This window comes from Streptomyces sp. NPDC001594 (genome assembly GCF_042893675.1).
Lineage (GTDB): Bacteria > Actinomycetota > Actinomycetes > Streptomycetales > Streptomycetaceae > Streptomyces.
In genome coordinates, this window is sequence record NZ_JBIAVB010000001.1 from 364,065 (window position 1) to 381,225 (window position 17,161).

Below are 17,161 nucleotides of genomic sequence, written 5' to 3' on the forward strand. Positions count from 1 at the left end.
CCAGACCGTGACGTCGCCGCCCGTGCTCGTACCGCCCCCGCGGTCCGCGCGTGCCGGCCCTGCCCGGCGGACCAGGCCGGGGGACCGGCTGACCCGTCAGGGCCGGGTCGTGAGCCGGGTGGCCGCCGCGTCGTAGCGGGCCTGGAGGTCCGGGGTCGGCGAGACCTTCAGGAGCGCGCCCAGCGCCCGTACCGCGGCGTCCTCGTTGCCGGACGACTCCGCTTCCCGGGCCGCCAGTTCGAGCTGTCCGATGCCCGCGGCCTCGTAGCCGAGTCCCAGCAGCGCCTCTCCCCGCACGATGAGGAGCAGGATCCGGGGCACGTCGGCCGTGCCCGACGCGTCGCCGAAGGCCAGGGCGTCGTCCGCCGTGTCCAGGGCCTCGCGCCACTGCCCCGCGTCGGCCAGGTGCCGGGCGAGGTGCTGCATGGCCAGCCTCTCGATCGTCCGGTCGCCCGCCTCGCGCGCCAGTCCGACCGCCCGCTCGCACCCCGCCGCGGCCTCGCCCAGGCCGCCGAGCGCCGCCTGTGCCAGGGCCAGGACGACCAGGGCGTTCGCCTCGGCCACCGCGTCGCCGGCCCGGGAGGCGAGTGCGGAGGCCGCCCGCAGGTGGGTGAGGGCTTCGGGGAGGCGCCCCTCCTCGGTCAGGACCCAGCCCAGCACGTTCAGCACCCGCGCCTCGCCGTACTCGTCGGCGTCGGCGCGTGCCGCCTCCAGCCCGGTCTCCAGCAGCGGGACCCAGCCGTCCCGTACCCGCCACACCATCAGCGGCCACAGCGTCAGGACGATCCGCCAGGTCCGGTCGTGCAGCCCGGCGGCGTGCGCCGCGGCCGCCGCCCGCGTGAGGTCGTCCCGCTCGGCCGCGTACCAGGCCACGGCGGCGGCGCGGTCGGCGAACTCCCGCACGGCGGCGGGCTCCCGGAAGTCCGCCGGCAGCGGGAAGCAGTCCTCGTTGCCGGGCTCGGCCGCCGCCACCGCCGCGAGGGCCGTGGCGATGGAGTGGTCGAGCGCGCGCGTGAGCGCGTCCGGCCCGGCGTCCAGGCTGCGGGCGTAGAGGCGTACGAGGTCGTGCATCGTCCACCGGCCGGACGCCGTCTCCGTGACGAGGTGCGCGGCGGCCAGCCGCTCCAGGCAGGCCTCGGCGGCCGCCGGGCCGGTGTCGGCCAGGGCGGCCGCCGCATACCGGTCGACGTGCGTCCCGGGGTGGCTGCCGAGCCGGGCGAACAGGCCGGAGACCTCTCCTGGGAGCTGTTGCAGCGTCACGCGCAGGGCCGCCCGCACGCCGGTGTCCTCCACGTCCAGCAGGGCCAGCCGGCGCGTCTCGTCGGACAGTTCCGCGGCCATCGCGTCCAGCGACCGGTCGGGCCGCTGGGCCAGCCGGGCGGCCGCCACCCGCAGGGCGAGCGGCAGCCCGCCGCACAGCCCGGCCAGCCGTCGCGCGGCCGCCGGCTCCGCGCCTACGCGCTGCGCGCCGAGTACCCCGGCGAGGAGCATCGTGCCGTCGTCCGGCCCGAGCACGTCCACGGCGACGGGCGTGGCGCTGTCGGTGACGATCAGTCCCGGCAGCCGGTGCCGGCTGGTGACCACGGTGACGCAGTGGCGACCGCCCGGCAGGAGCGGCCTGACCTGCTCGGAGTCCCGCGCGTTGTCGAGTACGACGAGGAGGCGGCGCTCCGCGGCGAGCGAACGGAACAGGGCGGCCGCGCCGTTCGCCGACCGCGGCATCCCGTCGTGCGGCACACCGAGCGCGGAGAGGAACTCGCGCAGCACCTCGATGAGGGCGGGCTCGCCCGTGCCACCGAACCCGCGCAGGTCGGCGTAGAGCCGCCCGTCGGGGAATCCGGCCCGGCCGTGGTGGGCCCAGTGCAGTACGAGGGCGGTCTTCCCGACCCCGGCGGGCCCGACCACCAGGCAGACGGGCGCCTCGCCGGTAGCGGCCCGGGACAGGGCGGCGAGCTCCGCCGCCCGCCCGTGGAAGCCGCGCGGCGCGCGCGGCAGCAGATCGGGCGCGCCGGTCCGCGCGGCGGGGGGCGCGACGTCCTCCGTGCGGGCCCGGCGCGGGCGGCCCAGGCTCGCGGTGTGCTCCAGCTCGCGGGCGCCTTCCGCGTCCAGGCCGAGGGCTCCGGCCAGCGCCCGCACCGTGCGGCGCTGCGGCCCCCGGGAGCGTCCGCGCTCCATGTACGAGAGGGCGCGTACGCTCACTCCGGCCGCGTGCGCGAGCTCCTCCTGGCTCAGCCCGGCCGCCGTCCGCAGGCCGTTCAGTAGCGCGCCGAAGCCGCCGGTTGCCGGTGTACCGGTGTCCACGTCTGGAATTTCCCCTGGTCAGTGCGGCCCAGCCGAAACGCCGTACCTCGCCCGCAAAAGTATGCACGAGTCTGCTTGTGCGGGGCCTGGGTGCGCACGGAAGTTCGGGCGCCGTGTGAGCTGTGCGCGGGCCGGGCCGTGGGGAGCATCTCCGGGTCAGTCTGCCGAGGGTGAGGACGCACGATGGCCACCGAGTTCCAGCGCCGGAAGATCGACCTGGCGTTCAGCATGCTCGACGTCGACGGGGACGGGTTCCTGACGGAGGAGGACTTCGCGCTGCTCGGCCGGCGCTGGACCGGCCTTCGTGCCGGGGGCGACGACCGGGTGCTGTGGGAGACGATGACGGGGTGGTGGCGGAGCCTGTCCGCGGCCGCCGGCGGGGCGGACCGGGTGTCGCTCGACGACGTCCTGAACGTGGTCGACGTCCTCCCGGGCATGCCCGAAGCCGTTCACGGCACCGCCGAGGCGATGTTCTCGGTCGTGGACGCCGACGGTGACGGCGCGGTCGACCGGGCCGAGTACCGGCAGATGATCGAGGCGTTCAGCGGCCGGAGCACGGACACCGACACCGCCTTCGGCCGGCTCGACCTCGACGGGGACGGCCGCATCACCCGGGAGGAGTTCCGCACCAGCTGGTACGAGTTCTGGGCGGGCGACGACGCGTCCGCCCCCGGCCGGCTGCTGTTCGGTCCGGGCACCTTCCTCTGACCGCCCCGCCCCCTCCTCACCCCTCGGGGGGCGCCACCGCTGCGGCCGGCCTGCGGCGGCGGCGGAGGCGGTACCAGGCCGTCGCGGCGGTGGCGGCGCCCGTGAGGAGGGCGGTCGGCCACGCGTACCCGGTGCCGGGAGCGGCCGCGGGGGCCGGCCGGGCGGCGGTCGGCGGCGGGGCGGCGGTGACGGCGCGCGCGGGCCGGGGCGGCGGCAGGAGCGAGCCGACCGGCGCCACCCGGCCGGCGGCGGCGAAGCCCCAGTCCAGCAGGGCCCTCGTCTCCTCGTACACCGCGAAGGGGCCGCCCTGCTGGGGGTTCATGACGGTGGCGAGGAGGGTGCGGCCGTCCCGTCGTGCGGCCGTGACCAGGGTGTAGCCCGCCTCGGAGGTGTAGCCGTTCTTGATGCCGACGATGCCCGGGTAGCGGCCGACGCCGTCCTCGCCGGTCAGCAGCCGGTTGGTGTTCTCGATGCCGTAGGTCCAGGTCGGCGTCCCGTCGGCGTCCGTGTCCCCGGGGAACGCGGCGTCGGTGAGGGCCGCGTAGCGGGCGAAGTCGGGGTCGGCCAGTCCGGCGCGGCCGAAGACGGCGAGGTCGTAGGCGGAGGACACCTGCCCGTCGGCGTCATAGCCGTCCGGGGAGACGACGTGGGTGTCGGCCGCCCCCAGCGCGCGGGCCCGGGCCTGCATCTGCGCGGCCGTCCGGGTCCAGCCGCCGTTCATGGAGGCGAGGACGTGGACGGCGTCGTTGCCGGAGCTGAGGAAGACGCCCCGCCACAGGTCGGGGATCCGGTAGGCCAGACCGGCGTAGAGGCCGACGAGGCTGCTGCCCTCGCCCACGTCGGCGAGCTCGGCCTCGGTGACGGTGTGGGTGCCGCTGCGCGGCAGGCGGGGCAGGGCCGTGAGCGCGAAGAGGGTCTTCATGGTGCTGGCGGGCGGCAGCTGCAGATGGGCGTTGTGGGCGGCGAGCACCTCCCCGCTGCCGGCGTCGGCCACCAGCCAGGACAGCGCGGACAGGTCGTCGGGCAGGGCGGGCGCGCCGGGGCGGGGCCGGACCTGCACTCCGGGCCGGTGCAGCAGGGCCGGTTCCGGCGGGGCCTCCGCCCGCGGCGGGGCGGGCTCGGCCAGGGCGGCCGCGCCGGCGGGCGGAGGCATGAGGGCGACGCTCAGACCGGCGGCGATGGCGGTCGCGCCGGAAAGGAGCCTGCGCGCTGACGGACTACGGGTCATCCGGTCACGGTAGGAACTCCCACCGGGGTTCGCAGCCCGGAGTGGGCCGAGCGGCGTAACCCGGCGCAGCCGCCGCCCGGGACGGGGATCCGGACGTCACCCGGTCGGCGGCGAGGGGGATCCGGGGGCGGGGGCGGCCGGGTGCAGGCGGTCGGTGAGGAAGGTGAGGATCTCGTCGCGTGCCCGGAGCGTGGGGTGGCCCGCCTCGTCGACCAGGTGGGCGGTGACGACGCTGTGCGGCGTGCCGACCAGATCGGCGAAGAAGGGCGGCGGTGTCGGGTTGGCGGCGGCGTCCGGCAGGACGCGGCCGTCGAAGGCCTCGCCCAGCAGGGCCCGGTAGGCGGCGAAGCGCCGCCCCGTGCACCAGCGGTCGCCCTCGAAGCGGTAGGCGAGGACGGTGAGTCCGTCGCGCTCCAGGCGGTCGCGCACCGCCCGGGCGTCCGCCGGGTCGAGTTCGATACCGCCGGGGTCGTCCAGGGGCAGTGACGGATGGTTGACCACCGGGGCGATCACGGCCGGCTCCAGGGCCATGGTGAGGGCGAAGTTGCCCGTGAAGCACAGCCCGATCGCCCCCACCCCGGGCCCGCCGCACTCCGCGTGGGCCCGGCGCGCCAGTGCGCGCAGCCAGAGCGTCACCGGGCTGGTGCCTCCCCCGGCGAAGGCCCGGAACTCCGCGCTGACGCAGGCGCGGCGGACGACCTCCCGGCCGCCCTCGACCGTGGGGAAGGCACCGTCCGTCCCGAAGAGGGAGGGCACGAGGACGGTGAAGCCCGCGTCCCGCACCCACCGCGCGAGCCTCAGGACGTCGGGGCTGATGCCCGGCATCTCGGGCAGCACCACGACCGCGGGGCCGGACCCCGCCGCGTACACCGTCTTCGCCACCCCCTCCACGGCCACGGTCCGGCGGGTGAAGTCGGTGATCGGATCGTCGTCGTCGCTCATGGGGCCAGCCTGGCGCGGACCCGGCCGCCGTGTGAGGGGCGGGATCGCCAGGGGCGGGGGCGATCCCGCCCTACCCTGGGAGGGGCCGCGCCGAACGGCACGACGTGCGGCGGGGCAAGGCGAGGGCAGCGGGGGGGGACGGGCCGGTGAGGGCGGACGGCGACGGGCCGGGGGACCTGCGGGTCGGGGTCCTGGCGTACCCGGGCTGCTTCGCCTCGGAAGTGTTCGGCGTGCCGGACCTGTTGACGATGGCCGGGCACGTCGCCGGGCCGGACGCGCCCGGCCACCGGGTGTCGGTGGTCTCGCCGCGCCGCCGGGTCACGGCCTCGGGCGGCGCGGCGCTGGACGTAGGGCCCCTGCGCGAGGTCGACGTGCTCGTGGTGCCCGGCTTCGAGCTGGGTCCGGGCACGGACCTCGACGAGCTGCTCGGCCGGCTCGCCCCGGAGACCGCGGCGATCCGGGACCGGGCCGCCGCCGGCACCGCCGTCGTCTCCCTGTGCGTCGGCGCGTTCCTGCTCGCCGAGGCGGGCCTCCTCGACGGGCGCCGGGCCACCACCTCCTGGCTGCACGCCGGGGAGCTGGCCCGGCGCTGTCCCGCGGCGGACGTGCGGCCCCGGCACCTGGCCGTCACCGACCGGGGGGTGACGACCACGGCCGCGTTCAGCGCGATGTACGACTTCGCGCTGGACCTGATCCGCCGCCACCACGGCGTCGGCGTGGCCCGGACCACCGCCCGAATCGCGCTCCTCGACGAGGTGCGGGCCTCCCAGACCCCGTACGTCGATGCCCGGCTCCTGCCGCAGCCCGGGCGGGAGTTCTCCCAGCGGGTGATGCGGCGGCTCGACCAGAACCTCGCCGCGCGGTACGACCTCGCCGCCCTCGCGGCCGCCTTCCAGGTCAGCACCCGCACCCTGCTGCGCCGGTTCGCCGAGGAGACGGGGCACAGCCCGCTGGTCCATCTCCAGGCCGCCCGGGTCCGCCGCGCCCGCCATCTGCTGGAGTCCACCGACCGCACCGTCGCCGCGGTCGCGGCGGCCGTCGGCTACCAGGACCCCGGCACCTTCGCCGCGCTCTTCGCCCGCCACACCGGGCACCGCCCGAGCGCCTACCGGGCCGCGTTCCGCCGGCGGGCCGCCGGAGGCGGGTCGCGGTGAGAGCGGGTCCGGGCCGGAAGCACAAGATCGGCGGGGTCTACCGGTTCCGGCGGCGGGCGGGGTATCCAGGGAGGGCGGCCCCCTTCGGGCACCGCTCCCCCTCCCCCTCCCTGGAACGGAGACCTGCCGTGGACGGCTGGTACGTGGACGACCGTTGCACCAACTGCGATGTGGCCCGACAGCTCGCGCCCGACCTGATCGGCGAGGTCGAGGGCACGTCGCGGATCCTGCGCCAGCCGGGCGACGAAGCGCAGACGCGGCGCTTACACGCGGCCGTCTTCGCCTGCCCCACCCGCTCGATCCGCCACTCCTCCCGGCGGCCGGACGGGCGGCTGGACCCGTTCCCGATGGAGCTGGACAGCGGCGTGCTGCTGTGCGGGCACAACTCGCGGCACACGGCCGGGGCCAATTCCTACCTGCTCCTGCGGCCCTCGGGGACGGCCCTGATGATCGACACGCCCCGCTGGAGTCCGGCACTCGCCGAGCGGTACACGGCTTCCGGCCCGGTCACCGACGTGCTCCTCACCCATCGTGATCACGCCGCCCACGGCCGGCGCTACGCGGACCACTTCGGCGCCCGGCTGTGGATCCACGAGGGCGACCTCGACGCGGCGCCCGACGCCGACCGGGTGATCCGGGGTGTCGAGCCGCTGGAGGTCGCCGCGGGTGTCACCGCCCACCCGCTGCCGGGCCACACCCCCGGCAGCGTGCTCTACCTCGCCGACGGCCGGTACTGCTTCAGCGGTGACAGCTTCTACTGGTCGCGCACGACGGGTGACCTGGAGGTCGCGGACAGCGTGACCTGGTACTCGATCGAGGAGTTGGCCGCCTCACTGGCCAGGACGGCCGGCCGGATCCGGTTCGAATGGGTCCTCCCCGGCCACGGCGACCGCCGCCGGCTCCCCGCCGACGAGATGTCCCGCCGGCTCGCCGCGCTGACCGAGCGCACCCGGCTGCTGCGCCCCCGACCGATCGACTTCACCGCCGTCCGCTGGTGAACCCGCGGCCCGGCCCCGGTCTGGGGGCTACCGGTGCCGGGGTGTCCCGGCGCACTCCGTACACGAACCCGGACACACGGCCGGCTCGACGGAGCCGACGGGGAGCCGAGCACCCCGGCCCGGGTTCGGGCCGGGGCGCTCGGAGCGTGGTCGGGGTGGTTTTCGTCAGGCCGGTCGGTGGGTCGGGTGGAAGTTGATGCGTTCCCTGACGACGGGGAAGCCGGCCTTGGCGAAGTTCGCGGCCATGGGGAAGTTCCCCTGGTCCGTCGCTCCGGTGACGAACTCCGCGCCCTGCTCGACGAGGAAGTGGGTGCATTCCGCGAGGAGGTCGTAGGCGTAGCCGTGGCCGCGGTGTTCCGGGACGACCCCGATGAAGCCGATGGTCGGGCCGGAGGGGTTGTGGGCCGGGATGTGGATGCCGGCCAGGTCGCCCTCCGGCGTGTAGGCCGTCTGCCACCACTCTCGCGGTGAGGGGCACCAGTGGAAGAAGTCGAGTTCCTCCTGCGCGGCCTGGTCGAGGCCGCCCTCCTCGACGGCCTTCAGCGCGTGGGCGTCCAGGGTGGCGGAGTGGATGCGGCGCAGCGCGTCGAAGAACACGGCGTCGTCGGCTTCGGCGCTGAAGCGCAGGCGGCCGGGCCGCTCGGGCAGACCCCGCTGCGGGGTCCAGCGGTAGAGGAAGCGTTCCACCAGGAGCTCGTACCCCGCCGAGCGTGCGGCCGCGAAACGCGCCTCGGCGGCGGCGCGCAGCACGGGCTCCTCGCGCCAGCCTCCGGGCAGGTTGATCTCGAGGTCGACCCGCCAGGGGACGGAGCGCAGGAGCGCGGCCCCGGCCTCCTCCTCGCCCTCGGCCACGTCGAACCAGTTGATGTTGACGGGCTCCGGGTCGTCGGGGCCGCCCCACCAGGCGCCGCGCGCCACGACCTCGCCGTCGCGCAGCGCGACGCGCTTCCAGTCGGGGCGGAACCGGGTGCGCCGGTGGCCTTCACCGGCGCCGAGGGGGTCGGGGAGTGCGTCGAAGAGAGAGGCGTCGCTCGCGGAGAGCGCGCGGATGACCGGACCGGTCATGGATTCCTCCGGGATCAAAGGCTGCTTGGAGCGCTCCCGGTCAGAACTGGCGGACCACGCCGGGGCAGCGGAAGAGGGAGCGCGGGTAAGGCGTGGACTGCACGGCACTCGCCTCCTTCCGTTCGTCTCAGGGCGTGGAGCCACACCATAGGTGATCTTGCGCGGGTGCGTCCACGGATTTCCTGAGCGCGGCAGAGCAGTCAGATGACTCAAGCCGTCCGGGTGGCCGCGGCGGCACAGTGGTGCTGCCCCGGGAGCAGAGGCCGCGGGGCGGATACGCCGGCCCGGGCCGGCCGAGAAGGCAGAGGAGATCATGATGAACGCGCGGAGGACGGCGATGAGGCTCGCCGTGGGCGCTGCCACGCTGACCGCGGCGGTCGTCGCCACGACGACGAGCGCGAGCGCCTACGTGCTCACCGACATCCAGACCGGATCCGGCAAGTGCCCGGCCAACTGGGTGTGCCTGTGGAGCGAGAACGACTTCGTCCGCGGAAACCCCGCCGGCGGATACGACTTCGGGGCCGTGGGTTCGGACCAGAACGTTCCGGACATGGGGAAGTTCGTCTTCGAGAGCAAGCTGTTCCGCTGGAAGGGCATGCAGGATTCCGCGTCCTCGGTCGTGAACAACACGGGCAGCGGCATCTGCTTCTACGAGCACAACAACTACGGCGGCCTGCAGTTCAGGGTCGGGCCCCGGGAGAAGTGGGCGTCCGTGCCGGGCTGGATCAACGACAGGATCAGCTCCTTCAAGTACTGCTGACCCGGCCCCTCCACCCCCCATCCGAAGAGGAACCCATGTTTGCGAAAAGCAGGATGAAGATGCTCGGGCTGTCCGCGGTCGCCGCGACCGGGCTGCTGGCGGCCACCGCGACGTCGGCGAGCGCCGCCACCGTGTTCGACATCGGCCACGGCGCCGGCTCGTGCCCCAACGGGTACGTCTGCCTCTGGTCGGAAGGCAATTTCATCCAGGGGAAGTTCGTCTACGACCACAAGTTCGGCTCCTTCGCCTCCAACCAGAACGTCGGCGACCTGGGGAAGCTGGCGCGCACGTCCACCGGCGACAAGGGCATGCAGGACGTCACGTCGTCGGTGCTGAACAACACGGGCAGCGGCGTCTGCTTCTACGAGAACAACTGGTACGGCGGCCTGGAGTTCAGGATCGGTCCCCACGAGCAGTGGGCGTCCGTGCCGGGCTGGATCAACGACAGGATCAGCTCCTTCAAGTACTGCTGATCCGGCCCTCCTCGAACCGAAGGGATGTGGATGATGACGACATCGCGCAGGAAGACGGCCCGTTTCGCCGTGGGTGCCGCCGCCGTTGCCGGGCTGGTGATGAGTGCGGCGGCGGCGGCCGACGCCTCCGTGCTCCTCGGCATCGGGCAGGGCGCCGGGGCGTGCCCCTCCGCGCATGTCTGCCTGTGGTCCGAGAACGACTTCGTCGGAGCCACCCGCGGTTCCAAGTTCGGCGCGATCGCGTCGAACCAGAACGTGGGTGACCTGGGGAAGCTGCAACGGGACGGTGCGCTGTGGACGGGGATGCAGGACGTCACCTCGTCCGTGGTGAACAACACGGGCAGCGCGATCTGCTTCTACGAGCACAACGGCTACGGCGGCCTGCAGTTCAGGATCGGCCCCTGGGAGAAGTGGCCTTCCGTCCCGTCGTGGATCAACGACAGGATCAGCTCCTTCAAGTACTGCTGAGGGGCGGCGGGCGGACGGCTCCCGGGTGCGGGGGCCGTCCCCCGGTCTGACCGGATCCATGCAGGTCAGCGGGGCGGGAAGTCCGTAGGATGGGGTGGAGCTCCTCCGGGAGGAAACCCCTGCCCGGAGGTCCCGGTCCCATGCCCCCTCACGCGACACGCCGACTGCTCGGGCGGAGCCGTGAACTGGAGGCGCTGGAACAGCTGTTGCGGGAGGTACGGGAGGGGCGCAGCCGGGTGCTGGTGCTGCGCGGCGAGGCCGGTGTCGGCAAGTCGGCGCTGCTCGGCCGGCTGGCCGAGCGGGCGGCACCGTTGCGGACCGTGCAGGCGGCCGGGGTCGAGGCCGAGTCCGACTTCGCCTACTCGGCCCTGCAGCGGCTGTGCGCCCCGCTGCTGTCCCACCTCGGCCGACTGCCGCCGGTGCAAGAGGAGGCCCTGCGGGTGGCGTTCGGGCTGAGTGCGGGGAACCCGCCCGAGATGCTGCTGGTCGGGCTCGCGGTGCTCGGTCTCTTCGCCGAGGCCGCGGCGGAGTCACCGCTGGTGTGCCTGGTCGACGACGCCCAGTGCCTGGACCTGATGTCGCAGCGGATCCTCGCGTTCGTCGGACGCCGGCTGGACGCCGAGTCGGTGGCCCTGGTGATCGCCGAACGGACCGCCGACGGGGAGGGGTCGGAGGGGTTCGCCGGCCTGCCGGAGCTCACGCTGCGGGGGCTGGCCGACGCCGACGCGCGGGCCCTGCTGGACGGGGTGCTCGCGGCTCCGGTCGACCCCCGGGTGCGGGACCGGATCGTCGCCGAGACCGGCGGGAACCCCCTCGCCCTGCTGGAGCTGCCCCGGGACCTGTCGCCGGCGGAACTGGCCTTCGGCTTCGCCGGTCCCGGTACGGGCCCGCTGGCGTCCCGGGTCGAGGAGGGGTTCCGCCGGCGGGTGGAGGCGCTGCCGGCCGCCACCCGTGGCCTGTTGCTGGTCGCGGCGGTCGAACCGGTCGGCGACGCACCGCTGTTGTGGCAAGCGCTGCGGCTGCTCGGCATCGGGATCGAGGCCGGGGCGGCGGCCGAGGCGGCGGACCTGATCACGCTGGGCGCCCCGGTGCGCTTCCGCCACCCGCTGGTGCGCTCGGCCGTCTGGCGGGGTGCGGACGCGGCCTCGCTGCGGGCCGCGCACGGCGCGCTGGCCGAGGCCACCGACGCCGGGCGCGACCCCGACCGACGGGCCTGGCACCGGGCCCACGCCGCGGTCGGGCCGGACGAGGAGGTCGCCGCCGAGCTGGAGCGCTCCGCCGACCGGGCCCTGGCGCGCGGCGGACGGGCCGCGGCGGCGGCCTTCCTGGAACGTGCCGCCGCGCTCACCCCGGATCCCGGGGAACGGGCGCGACGGGCCTTGGCGGCAGCCGCGGCCCACCTCGCCGCCGCCGTGCCGGCCCGGGTCCCCGACCTGCTGGCCGCCGCCGAACTGGGGCCGCTGGACCCGCTCCAGTCGGCCCACGCGGGCCGGCTGCGGGCGAAGGCGGCGGCGATGACCGCCCCGGGGCTCGGCACCGTCCAGCCGCTGCTCGACGCGGCGGCCCGGCTCGCGCCCCTCGACCAGGCCGCCGCGCGGGAGACCTGCCTGGCGGCGTTCGGAGCGGCCGTCTGGGCCGGCCGGCACGACGAGGGCGGACTGCGGCGGGCAGCGGCGGCGGCGCGCGGCCTGCCGCCCGGCGACGATACGGCCGGGGTCTTCCTCCAGGCCCTCGCCACCTGGACCACGGACGGGCCGGCGGCCGCCTTCCCGCTCCTGGCGCGGGCGGTGCGCTCGCTCACCCGCGACGAGGACCTGGCCGTCCTGTGGCCCGCCGCCAACGCGGCCGTGGAGCTGGGCGACCTCCAGGCCTGGCTGGACATCACCGGCCGGGCGGTGCGCTTCGCCCGTACGACGGGCGCCCTGTCGGTGCTCTCCACGGCACTCCCCTACCGAGCAGCCTCGCTGTGCTACAGCGGGCGGTTCGCCGAAGCCCGGGACCTGCTGGCCGAGCCGCCCGCCGCCGGTGACGCGGTGGGGGTGGCGACGTACAGCGTCTCGACGGCCCTGCTCGGCGCCTACCAGGGGCGGGAGCGGCCCGCGCTGGAGCTGATCGGCGCCCTGGAGAGGGAGGGCGAACAGCGCGGTCTGGGCCGCCTCACCGGCATGGCGGCGTGCGCCCGGGCCGTGCTCCACAACGGCCTGGGCAACTACGCCCTGGCCATGGAGGCGGCGTTGCGGGGCGACGCGTACCAGGACCTCGTCGTGCACCACTGGACGTGCGCCGAACTCGTCGAGGCCGCGACCCGGGCCGGCCGCCCGGACGTCGCGGCCCGGGCTCGCGACCGGCTGGCCGACTGGGGCCGGGCCGGAACCCCCTGGGCCCTCGGCGCGCTGGCGGTGGCCGACGCCCTGACCGGCGCGCCCGAGCGGGCCGAGGACCGCTACCGGGAGGCCGTCGGCCATTTCACCCGGGGCGGGCTCGGGGTGTTCGAGGCGCGCACGCGGCTGCTGTACGGCGAATGGCTGCGCCGCCGCAACCGCCGCTCCGCCGCCCGGGACGAGCTGCGCGAGGCACACGCGGCGGCCTCGGCGATCGGTATGGAGGCGTACGCCGAACGGGCCCGGCGCGAGCTGCTCGCCACCGGTGAGACCGTCCGCGCCCGGACCCCCGGCCCGCCGGTCCTGACCGCGCAGGAGGCCCGGATCGCCCGGCTCGCGGCCACCGGGCACCCGAACGCGGAGATCGGGGCGCAGCTGTTCCTCAGCCCGCGCACGGTCGAATGGCACCTGCGCAAGGTCTTCGCCAAGCTGGGCGTCTCCTCGCGCCGCGAGATCGAGGGGGCCCTGGCCGTCCTGTGAGCGCCGCCGCCCCGGGGCGGCCGTCGCGGTCCGGTGCCCGGCGCGGTTCAGAGGCGGTCGGCGTCCAGGACCGCCCGGGCGAACTCCTCCGGTGCCTCCTGCGGGGCGTTGTGGCCGACGCCGGGCAGGACGCGGTGCTCGTACGGGCCGGTGAACAGGTGCCGGTAGGCCGAGTCGTCGGTGGTGGGCAGGAACGGGTCGAGGGCCGGGGCCAGGGTGAGTGAGGGCACCGTGATGGCCGGGCGGGCGGCGAGCAGCCGCTCGTAGCGGTCGTAGCGGCGTTCTCCGTCGGCCAGGCCCAGGCGCCAGCGGTAGTTGTGGATCACGATGGCGGCGTGGTCGGGCTGGTCGAACGCCGCGGCCGTCCGCTCGAAGGTGGCGTCGTCGAACTCCCAGGTCGGGGAGGCCTCCTCCCACACCAGCCGGCACAGGTCGTACCGGTTGCCCCGGGTCTCCATGGCGGTGCGGCCGCGTTCGGTGGCGAAGTAGTACTGGTACCACCAGGTGCGCTCCGACCTGGGCGGCAGCGGGTCCTTCTGCGAGGGGAGGTGGGTGACGAGGTATCCGCCCACCGGTACCAGGGCCTTGACCCGCCGCGGCCACAGGGCGGCGACGACGCCCGCGGTCCGCGAGCCCCAGTCGAAGCCGGCCAGCACCGCCCGGGGGATCTTCAGGGCGTCCATCAGGGCGATGACGTCCAGCGCGACGGCGGACTGCTGCGCGTTGCGGACCGTCTTCGGCGAGAGGAAGGCGGTGGCGCCGTGTCCGCGCAGGTACGGGACGATCACCCGGTAGCCGGCGTCCGCCAGCAGCGGCGCCACGTCCGCGAAGCTGTGGATGTCGTACGGCCAGCCGTGCAGGCAGAGGACCACCCGCCCGTGCGCGGGCCCGGCCTCGGCGTAGCCGATGTCGAGCACCCCGGCCCGGACCTGCTTGAGCGCGCCGAAGCCGGGGTGCCCGCCGGGGCCGGGGTGCCCGCCGGGAGCGGGGGCGGCCGGGGCCCGGCGCGGTCCGGCTTCCGGCGCGGCGGCCGCCTCCGTCGCGGCGCCGACCGGCAGGGTGGCGGCCGCCCCGAGACCGATCATCTTGGTGAGGGTACGTCTGTCGATCACGTCTGTTCCTTTCCCGGGGACCGCCTGGCCCGTCCACTCTCCACCGGCGACCGGCCGCCGGCATCGGTCAAATGACGCTGTTTCACCCGGCGGCGACGGCCTCGCCGCGGGTCAGCGCGTCGCGCAGCGCCGCCCGGGTCGTGACGCCCAGCTTGGGGAAGACGCGGTACAGGTGCGAGCTGACGGTGCGCGGCGACAGGTGCATCAGCCGACCGATCTCCTTGTTCGTCAGGCCGCTCGCGGCCAGGTCGGCGATGCGGCGTTCCTGCCAGGTCAGCGAGGCGGGGTGGGGCGCCGGGGCGCGGGGCGGGACGACCCCGGTCCCGTGCAGGGCCGCCTGCGCCCGCTCGGTCCAGCCGCTCGCGCCCAGCCGCTCGAACGCCTCGGCCGCCGCGGTCAGTTGGGTGCGCGCCGCGTCCCGGCCCCGGACCTCGCGCAGCCGGAGGCCGTGCGCGAGGCGGATCCGGGCCAGCTCGAACGGGAAGCGGGCGGCGTCCGGATGGGACTGGGCGCGGGCGAACATCGCGGCGGCCTCCCGCTCGTCCTGCGCGGTGATCGCCAGCGCGCCGTAGGTGATCAGGGCCTGGCGGGGTGAGACCGCCGGGAGGCCCGCGTCGCGGGCGGCGAGGGCGTGTGCCCGGGCCTGCCGGGCGCGTCCGCCGGCCCGGGCGGCCTCGACGAGGTCCAGGAGGGTGCGCGGGGCCTGGTACGCGTACGGCCGGAACTCGCCCGGCGGGGTGATGCCGGCGCAGTGGCGGTACGCGGCCTCGTGGTCGCCGCGGCCCAGCGCGGCGGTCGCGGCGGCGGCGTCGGTGAGCTGGGTCAGGAACCCCAGTCCGCGCGGGCGGGCCCAGGCGTCCACCTCGGCGCACAGCTCGCGCGCCCGTTCCGTCCGGCCCCGCAGGGCAGCGAGTTGGGCCAGGTAGGCCCGGCTCTGCGCCGCGAACAGGTGGTGGCCGTGCTCGACCGCCAGGTCCAGGGCGCGCTGCCCGGTCCGCTCGGCCTCGTCCCATTCGCCGGCCGCCGTCCCGTCCAGCGTGATCAGGTGCAGCATCACCATGCCGGCGGCCACGGCCCCGGTCTCCACCTCGTGGTCCACGACGCGCCGCAGGTGCGGGCGCCAGGCGTCGAGGACGTCGAGGTGGTAGGCCGCCACGCCCAGGCGTGCGGCCTCCCAGGGTTCCAGCTCCGGTAACCGCGCGGCGGCCCGCAGCAGCGGCTCGGCCCGGCCGGCCCCGTGCCGGTTCACATCGCTCCAGGTGTCGGCGTACAGCCGGGCCCGTTCGGTGACGAGGCCGCCCAGGGAGGCCAGGAGTGCGCGGGTGCTCTCCCAGACCGCACGGTCCCCGCTGTACTGGCTGATCGCCAGCAGGAGGACCACCAGCCGGGTGAGCACCTCGTCCGGTCCGGTCCGGCCGTCGGCCGCGTGGCCGTCGCGGAGCCCCTCGATCGCGGCCGAGACCTGCTGTCGCGTGGAGCGCACGTCCCCGTCCTGGTAGAGCGCCTGGTAGGCGGCCGCCAGCACCTCGGCGGGGGACTGCGCGGCACCGGGTGCGAGGTCCGCCCGGGCCAGCCTGCGGGCCTGCCCGGGGCGGGCGGCGTGGCCGGCCACGAAGGCCGCCTCGGCCAGCCTGCGGGACCGCTCCGCCGGATTCTCGCTGAGCTCGGCCGCCCGGGTCAGCCAGGTCACGGCCGTCAGCGCGCCGCCGCGCCGGGTCGCCGACCCGGCCGCCGCCTCCAGGACGCCGGCCACCTCCTCGTCGGGGTCGACGGCCGCCGCGGCCAGGTGGGCCGCCCGGCGTTCGAGGTTCCCCCGGTGCGTCCGCGCCAGCGCCAGGTGGGCCGTGCGGCGCTGGTCCGCGGTGGCGCTCTGCACGATCGCGGACCGTACGAGCGGGTGGCGGAAGACGAGTTCGCCGGTGGCCGGGGCGACGTCCAGGAGTCCGGCGGCGACCGCCGCGTCGGCATCGCGCATGACGTGGCGCGCGCCGGGGTGGGCGTCCGCGCGGCCGGGGGCTCCGGCGCCGTCGAGCGCGCCCATCAGGAGCTCGGCCCGGACCCGTTCGTCGAGGGCCGCGATGCGGGAGTCGAAGAGCCGTTGCAGCCGCCGGGAGAGCGGCACGCCGTGCGGGCCGGCCAGGTCTTCGGCGGGGAGGCCGCCCGACGGTCCGGTGAGGTGGGCGGGCAGCTCCAGCAGGGCCAGCGGGTTGCCCCGGGCCTGGGCGAGGACGATGCGGCGCAGCCGGCGGTCCAGGTGCGGGTGGCGCAGGTCGAGCAGGCGGGCCGCGTCCTCCTCGGGCAGGGCCCGCACCGGCAGTTCGGGCAGGGCGGCGGTGTCCCAGCGCGAGGGGGTGTCGGTGCGGACCGCGACCAGCAGTTTCACCGGGCTGCCGGCCAGGCGCCGGCCGACGAACGCGCAGACGTCGGCGCTGGCGTCGTCCAGCCACTGCCCGTCGTCGAGGACCAGGAGGGACGGCCGGTGGGTGCGGGTGTGCGTCAGCAGGCGCAGGACGGCGATGCCCAGGGCCATCGCCGACGGCGGCCGTACCGGGGCCGCACCGGACGCGGTGTCGGACGCGGCGCCGGACGTCGTGTCGGACCTCGTGGCGAACGTCGCGTCGAACACGGCCCGGCTCGCGGCGTCGGGGCGCGCCGGGCCGGCGAGCAGCGGGTGGAGGAACTGGTGCAGCCCGGCGTGGGGCAGCGCGGACTCCGCCTCGACTCCGGCGGCCCGCAGGACGACGCGGCCCTCCTGCTCGGCCAGGGTGGCGGCGTGGTCCAGCAGCGCGCTCTTGCCGACGCCCGCCTCCCCCCGCAGGACGAGTGCCCGCCCGGTCTCGGACGTCACGAACGCCGTGAGCTCCGCCCGTTGCGCCTCACGGCCCACCATCCCCGTGGTGATCGCTTCCATGCCCGTCCCGTCTCCCGCCCGTGTCGCTCCCCCGCGGTGGCGCGGGGTGGTGCCGGCGGCGGATCCCCCCGGAGCCGGCCGGCTCCTCCGCGCCGCGGACACCGGCCGGTGCCCGCTTCCGCTCACGATCCCGTGACCGGGCCCGGGTCGAACCCGTGGCGGACCCTGGCCGGTACCCGG

The 17,161-nt window shown here is 75.9% G+C and carries 13 protein-coding genes; 7 read left to right on the forward strand and 6 right to left on the reverse strand.

Going from position 1 to position 17,161, the window contains the following annotated elements; translation table 11 throughout:
* Window positions 1–96: 96 nt before the first annotated feature.
* A complete protein-coding gene (locus tag ACFY0O_RS01910) occupies window positions 97–2,301 on the reverse strand; it encodes a helix-turn-helix domain-containing protein (RefSeq protein ID WP_388941500.1) in 2,205 nt (734 codons plus the stop codon).
* Between the two features lie 183 nt (window positions 2,302–2,484).
* Between ACFY0O_RS01910 and ACFY0O_RS01915 the strand changes: the two genes are divergently transcribed.
* A complete protein-coding gene (locus ACFY0O_RS01915) occupies window positions 2,485–3,009 on the forward strand; it encodes an EF-hand domain-containing protein (RefSeq protein WP_388941503.1) in 525 nt (174 codons plus the stop codon).
* A gap of 16 nt (window positions 3,010–3,025) precedes the next feature.
* Here ACFY0O_RS01915 and ACFY0O_RS01920 read toward each other — a convergent pair whose 3' ends face one another.
* Complete coding sequence (locus tag ACFY0O_RS01920) at window positions 3,026–4,237, reverse strand: D-alanyl-D-alanine carboxypeptidase family protein (protein ID WP_388941506.1); 1,212 nt, start codon at window positions 4,235–4,237, stop codon at window positions 3,026–3,028.
* Between the two features lie 96 nt (window positions 4,238–4,333).
* On the reverse strand, window positions 4,334–5,179 hold the full coding sequence (locus ACFY0O_RS01925; RefSeq protein WP_388941508.1) for a dienelactone hydrolase family protein: 846 nt from the start codon (window positions 5,177–5,179) through the stop codon (window positions 4,334–4,336).
* 146 nt (window positions 5,180–5,325) lie between these two features.
* Here ACFY0O_RS01925 and ACFY0O_RS01930 point away from each other — a divergent pair, with 146 nt between their 5' ends.
* Window positions 5,326–6,333 carry a GlxA family transcriptional regulator gene (locus ACFY0O_RS01930; protein WP_388941510.1) on the forward strand — a complete coding sequence of 336 codons (1,008 nt, stop codon included), beginning with the start codon at window positions 5,326–5,328 and terminating at the stop codon, window positions 6,331–6,333.
* Between the two features lie 128 nt (window positions 6,334–6,461).
* Window positions 6,462–7,331 carry a 4Fe-4S domain-containing protein gene (locus ACFY0O_RS01935; protein ID WP_388941513.1) on the forward strand — a complete coding sequence of 290 codons (870 nt, stop codon included), beginning with the start codon at window positions 6,462–6,464 and terminating at the stop codon, window positions 7,329–7,331.
* Between the two features lie 165 nt (window positions 7,332–7,496).
* On the opposite strand, the gene ACFY0O_RS01940 is transcribed toward ACFY0O_RS01935, so the two are convergent.
* The gene (locus tag ACFY0O_RS01940; protein ID WP_388941516.1) at window positions 7,497–8,396 is read right to left on the reverse strand and encodes a GNAT family N-acetyltransferase; all 900 of its coding nucleotides are present in this window, start codon (window positions 8,394–8,396) and stop codon (window positions 7,497–7,499) included.
* 316 nt (window positions 8,397–8,712) lie between these two features.
* Here ACFY0O_RS01940 and ACFY0O_RS01945 point away from each other — a divergent pair, with 316 nt between their 5' ends.
* From ACFY0O_RS01945 to ACFY0O_RS01960, 4 genes are all read left to right on the forward strand, one after another.
* A complete protein-coding gene (locus ACFY0O_RS01945; protein ID WP_388941518.1) occupies window positions 8,713–9,156 on the forward strand; it encodes a peptidase inhibitor family I36 protein in 444 nt (147 codons plus the stop codon).
* A gap of 35 nt (window positions 9,157–9,191) precedes the next feature.
* Window positions 9,192–9,629, forward strand: coding sequence for a peptidase inhibitor family I36 protein (locus ACFY0O_RS01950; RefSeq protein ID WP_388941520.1), 438 nt, complete (start codon window positions 9,192–9,194; stop codon window positions 9,627–9,629).
* 30 nt (window positions 9,630–9,659) lie between these two features.
* On the forward strand, window positions 9,660–10,097 hold the full coding sequence (locus tag ACFY0O_RS01955; protein WP_388941523.1) for a peptidase inhibitor family I36 protein: 438 nt from the start codon (window positions 9,660–9,662) through the stop codon (window positions 10,095–10,097).
* 140 nt (window positions 10,098–10,237) lie between these two features.
* Window positions 10,238–12,958: an ATP-binding protein gene (locus tag ACFY0O_RS01960; protein WP_388941526.1), complete on the forward strand. Its 2,721-nt coding sequence runs from the start codon at window positions 10,238–10,240 to the stop codon at window positions 12,956–12,958.
* A 47-nt stretch (window positions 12,959–13,005) separates the two neighbouring features.
* On the opposite strand, the gene ACFY0O_RS01965 is transcribed toward ACFY0O_RS01960, so the two are convergent.
* The gene (locus tag ACFY0O_RS01965; RefSeq protein WP_388941529.1) at window positions 13,006–14,070 is read right to left on the reverse strand and encodes an alpha/beta fold hydrolase; all 1,065 of its coding nucleotides are present in this window, start codon (window positions 14,068–14,070) and stop codon (window positions 13,006–13,008) included.
* Between the two features lie 82 nt (window positions 14,071–14,152).
* Complete coding sequence (locus ACFY0O_RS01970; RefSeq protein ID WP_388941532.1) at window positions 14,153–16,981, reverse strand: AAA family ATPase; 2,829 nt, start codon at window positions 16,979–16,981, stop codon at window positions 14,153–14,155.
* Window positions 16,982–17,161: the final 180 nt, after the last annotated feature.

Excerpts from the sequence above, each read along its gene's own strand:
- ACFY0O_RS01945 (WP_388941518.1), top strand. The coding sequence starts at position 8,713 with ATGAACGCGCGGAGGACGGCGATGAGGCTCGCCGTGGGCGCTGCCACG.
- ACFY0O_RS01950 (WP_388941520.1), top strand. The coding sequence starts at position 9,192 with ATGTTTGCGAAAAGCAGGATGAAGATGCTCGGGCTGTCCGCGGTCGCC.
- ACFY0O_RS01940 (WP_388941516.1), bottom strand. The coding sequence starts at position 8,396 with ATGACCGGTCCGGTCATCCGCGCGCTCTCCGCGAGCGACGCCTCTCTC.
- ACFY0O_RS01920 (WP_388941506.1), bottom strand. The coding sequence starts at position 4,237 with ATGACCCGTAGTCCGTCAGCGCGCAGGCTCCTTTCCGGCGCGACCGCC.
- ACFY0O_RS01915 (WP_388941503.1), top strand. The coding sequence starts at position 2,485 with ATGGCCACCGAGTTCCAGCGCCGGAAGATCGACCTGGCGTTCAGCATG.
- ACFY0O_RS01970 (WP_388941532.1), bottom strand. The coding sequence starts at position 16,981 with ATGGAAGCGATCACCACGGGGATGGTGGGCCGTGAGGCGCAACGGGCG.
- ACFY0O_RS01925 (WP_388941508.1), bottom strand. The coding sequence starts at position 5,179 with ATGAGCGACGACGACGATCCGATCACCGACTTCACCCGCCGGACCGTG.
- ACFY0O_RS01955 (WP_388941523.1), top strand. The coding sequence starts at position 9,660 with ATGATGACGACATCGCGCAGGAAGACGGCCCGTTTCGCCGTGGGTGCC.
- ACFY0O_RS01960 (WP_388941526.1), top strand. The coding sequence starts at position 10,238 with ATGCCCCCTCACGCGACACGCCGACTGCTCGGGCGGAGCCGTGAACTG.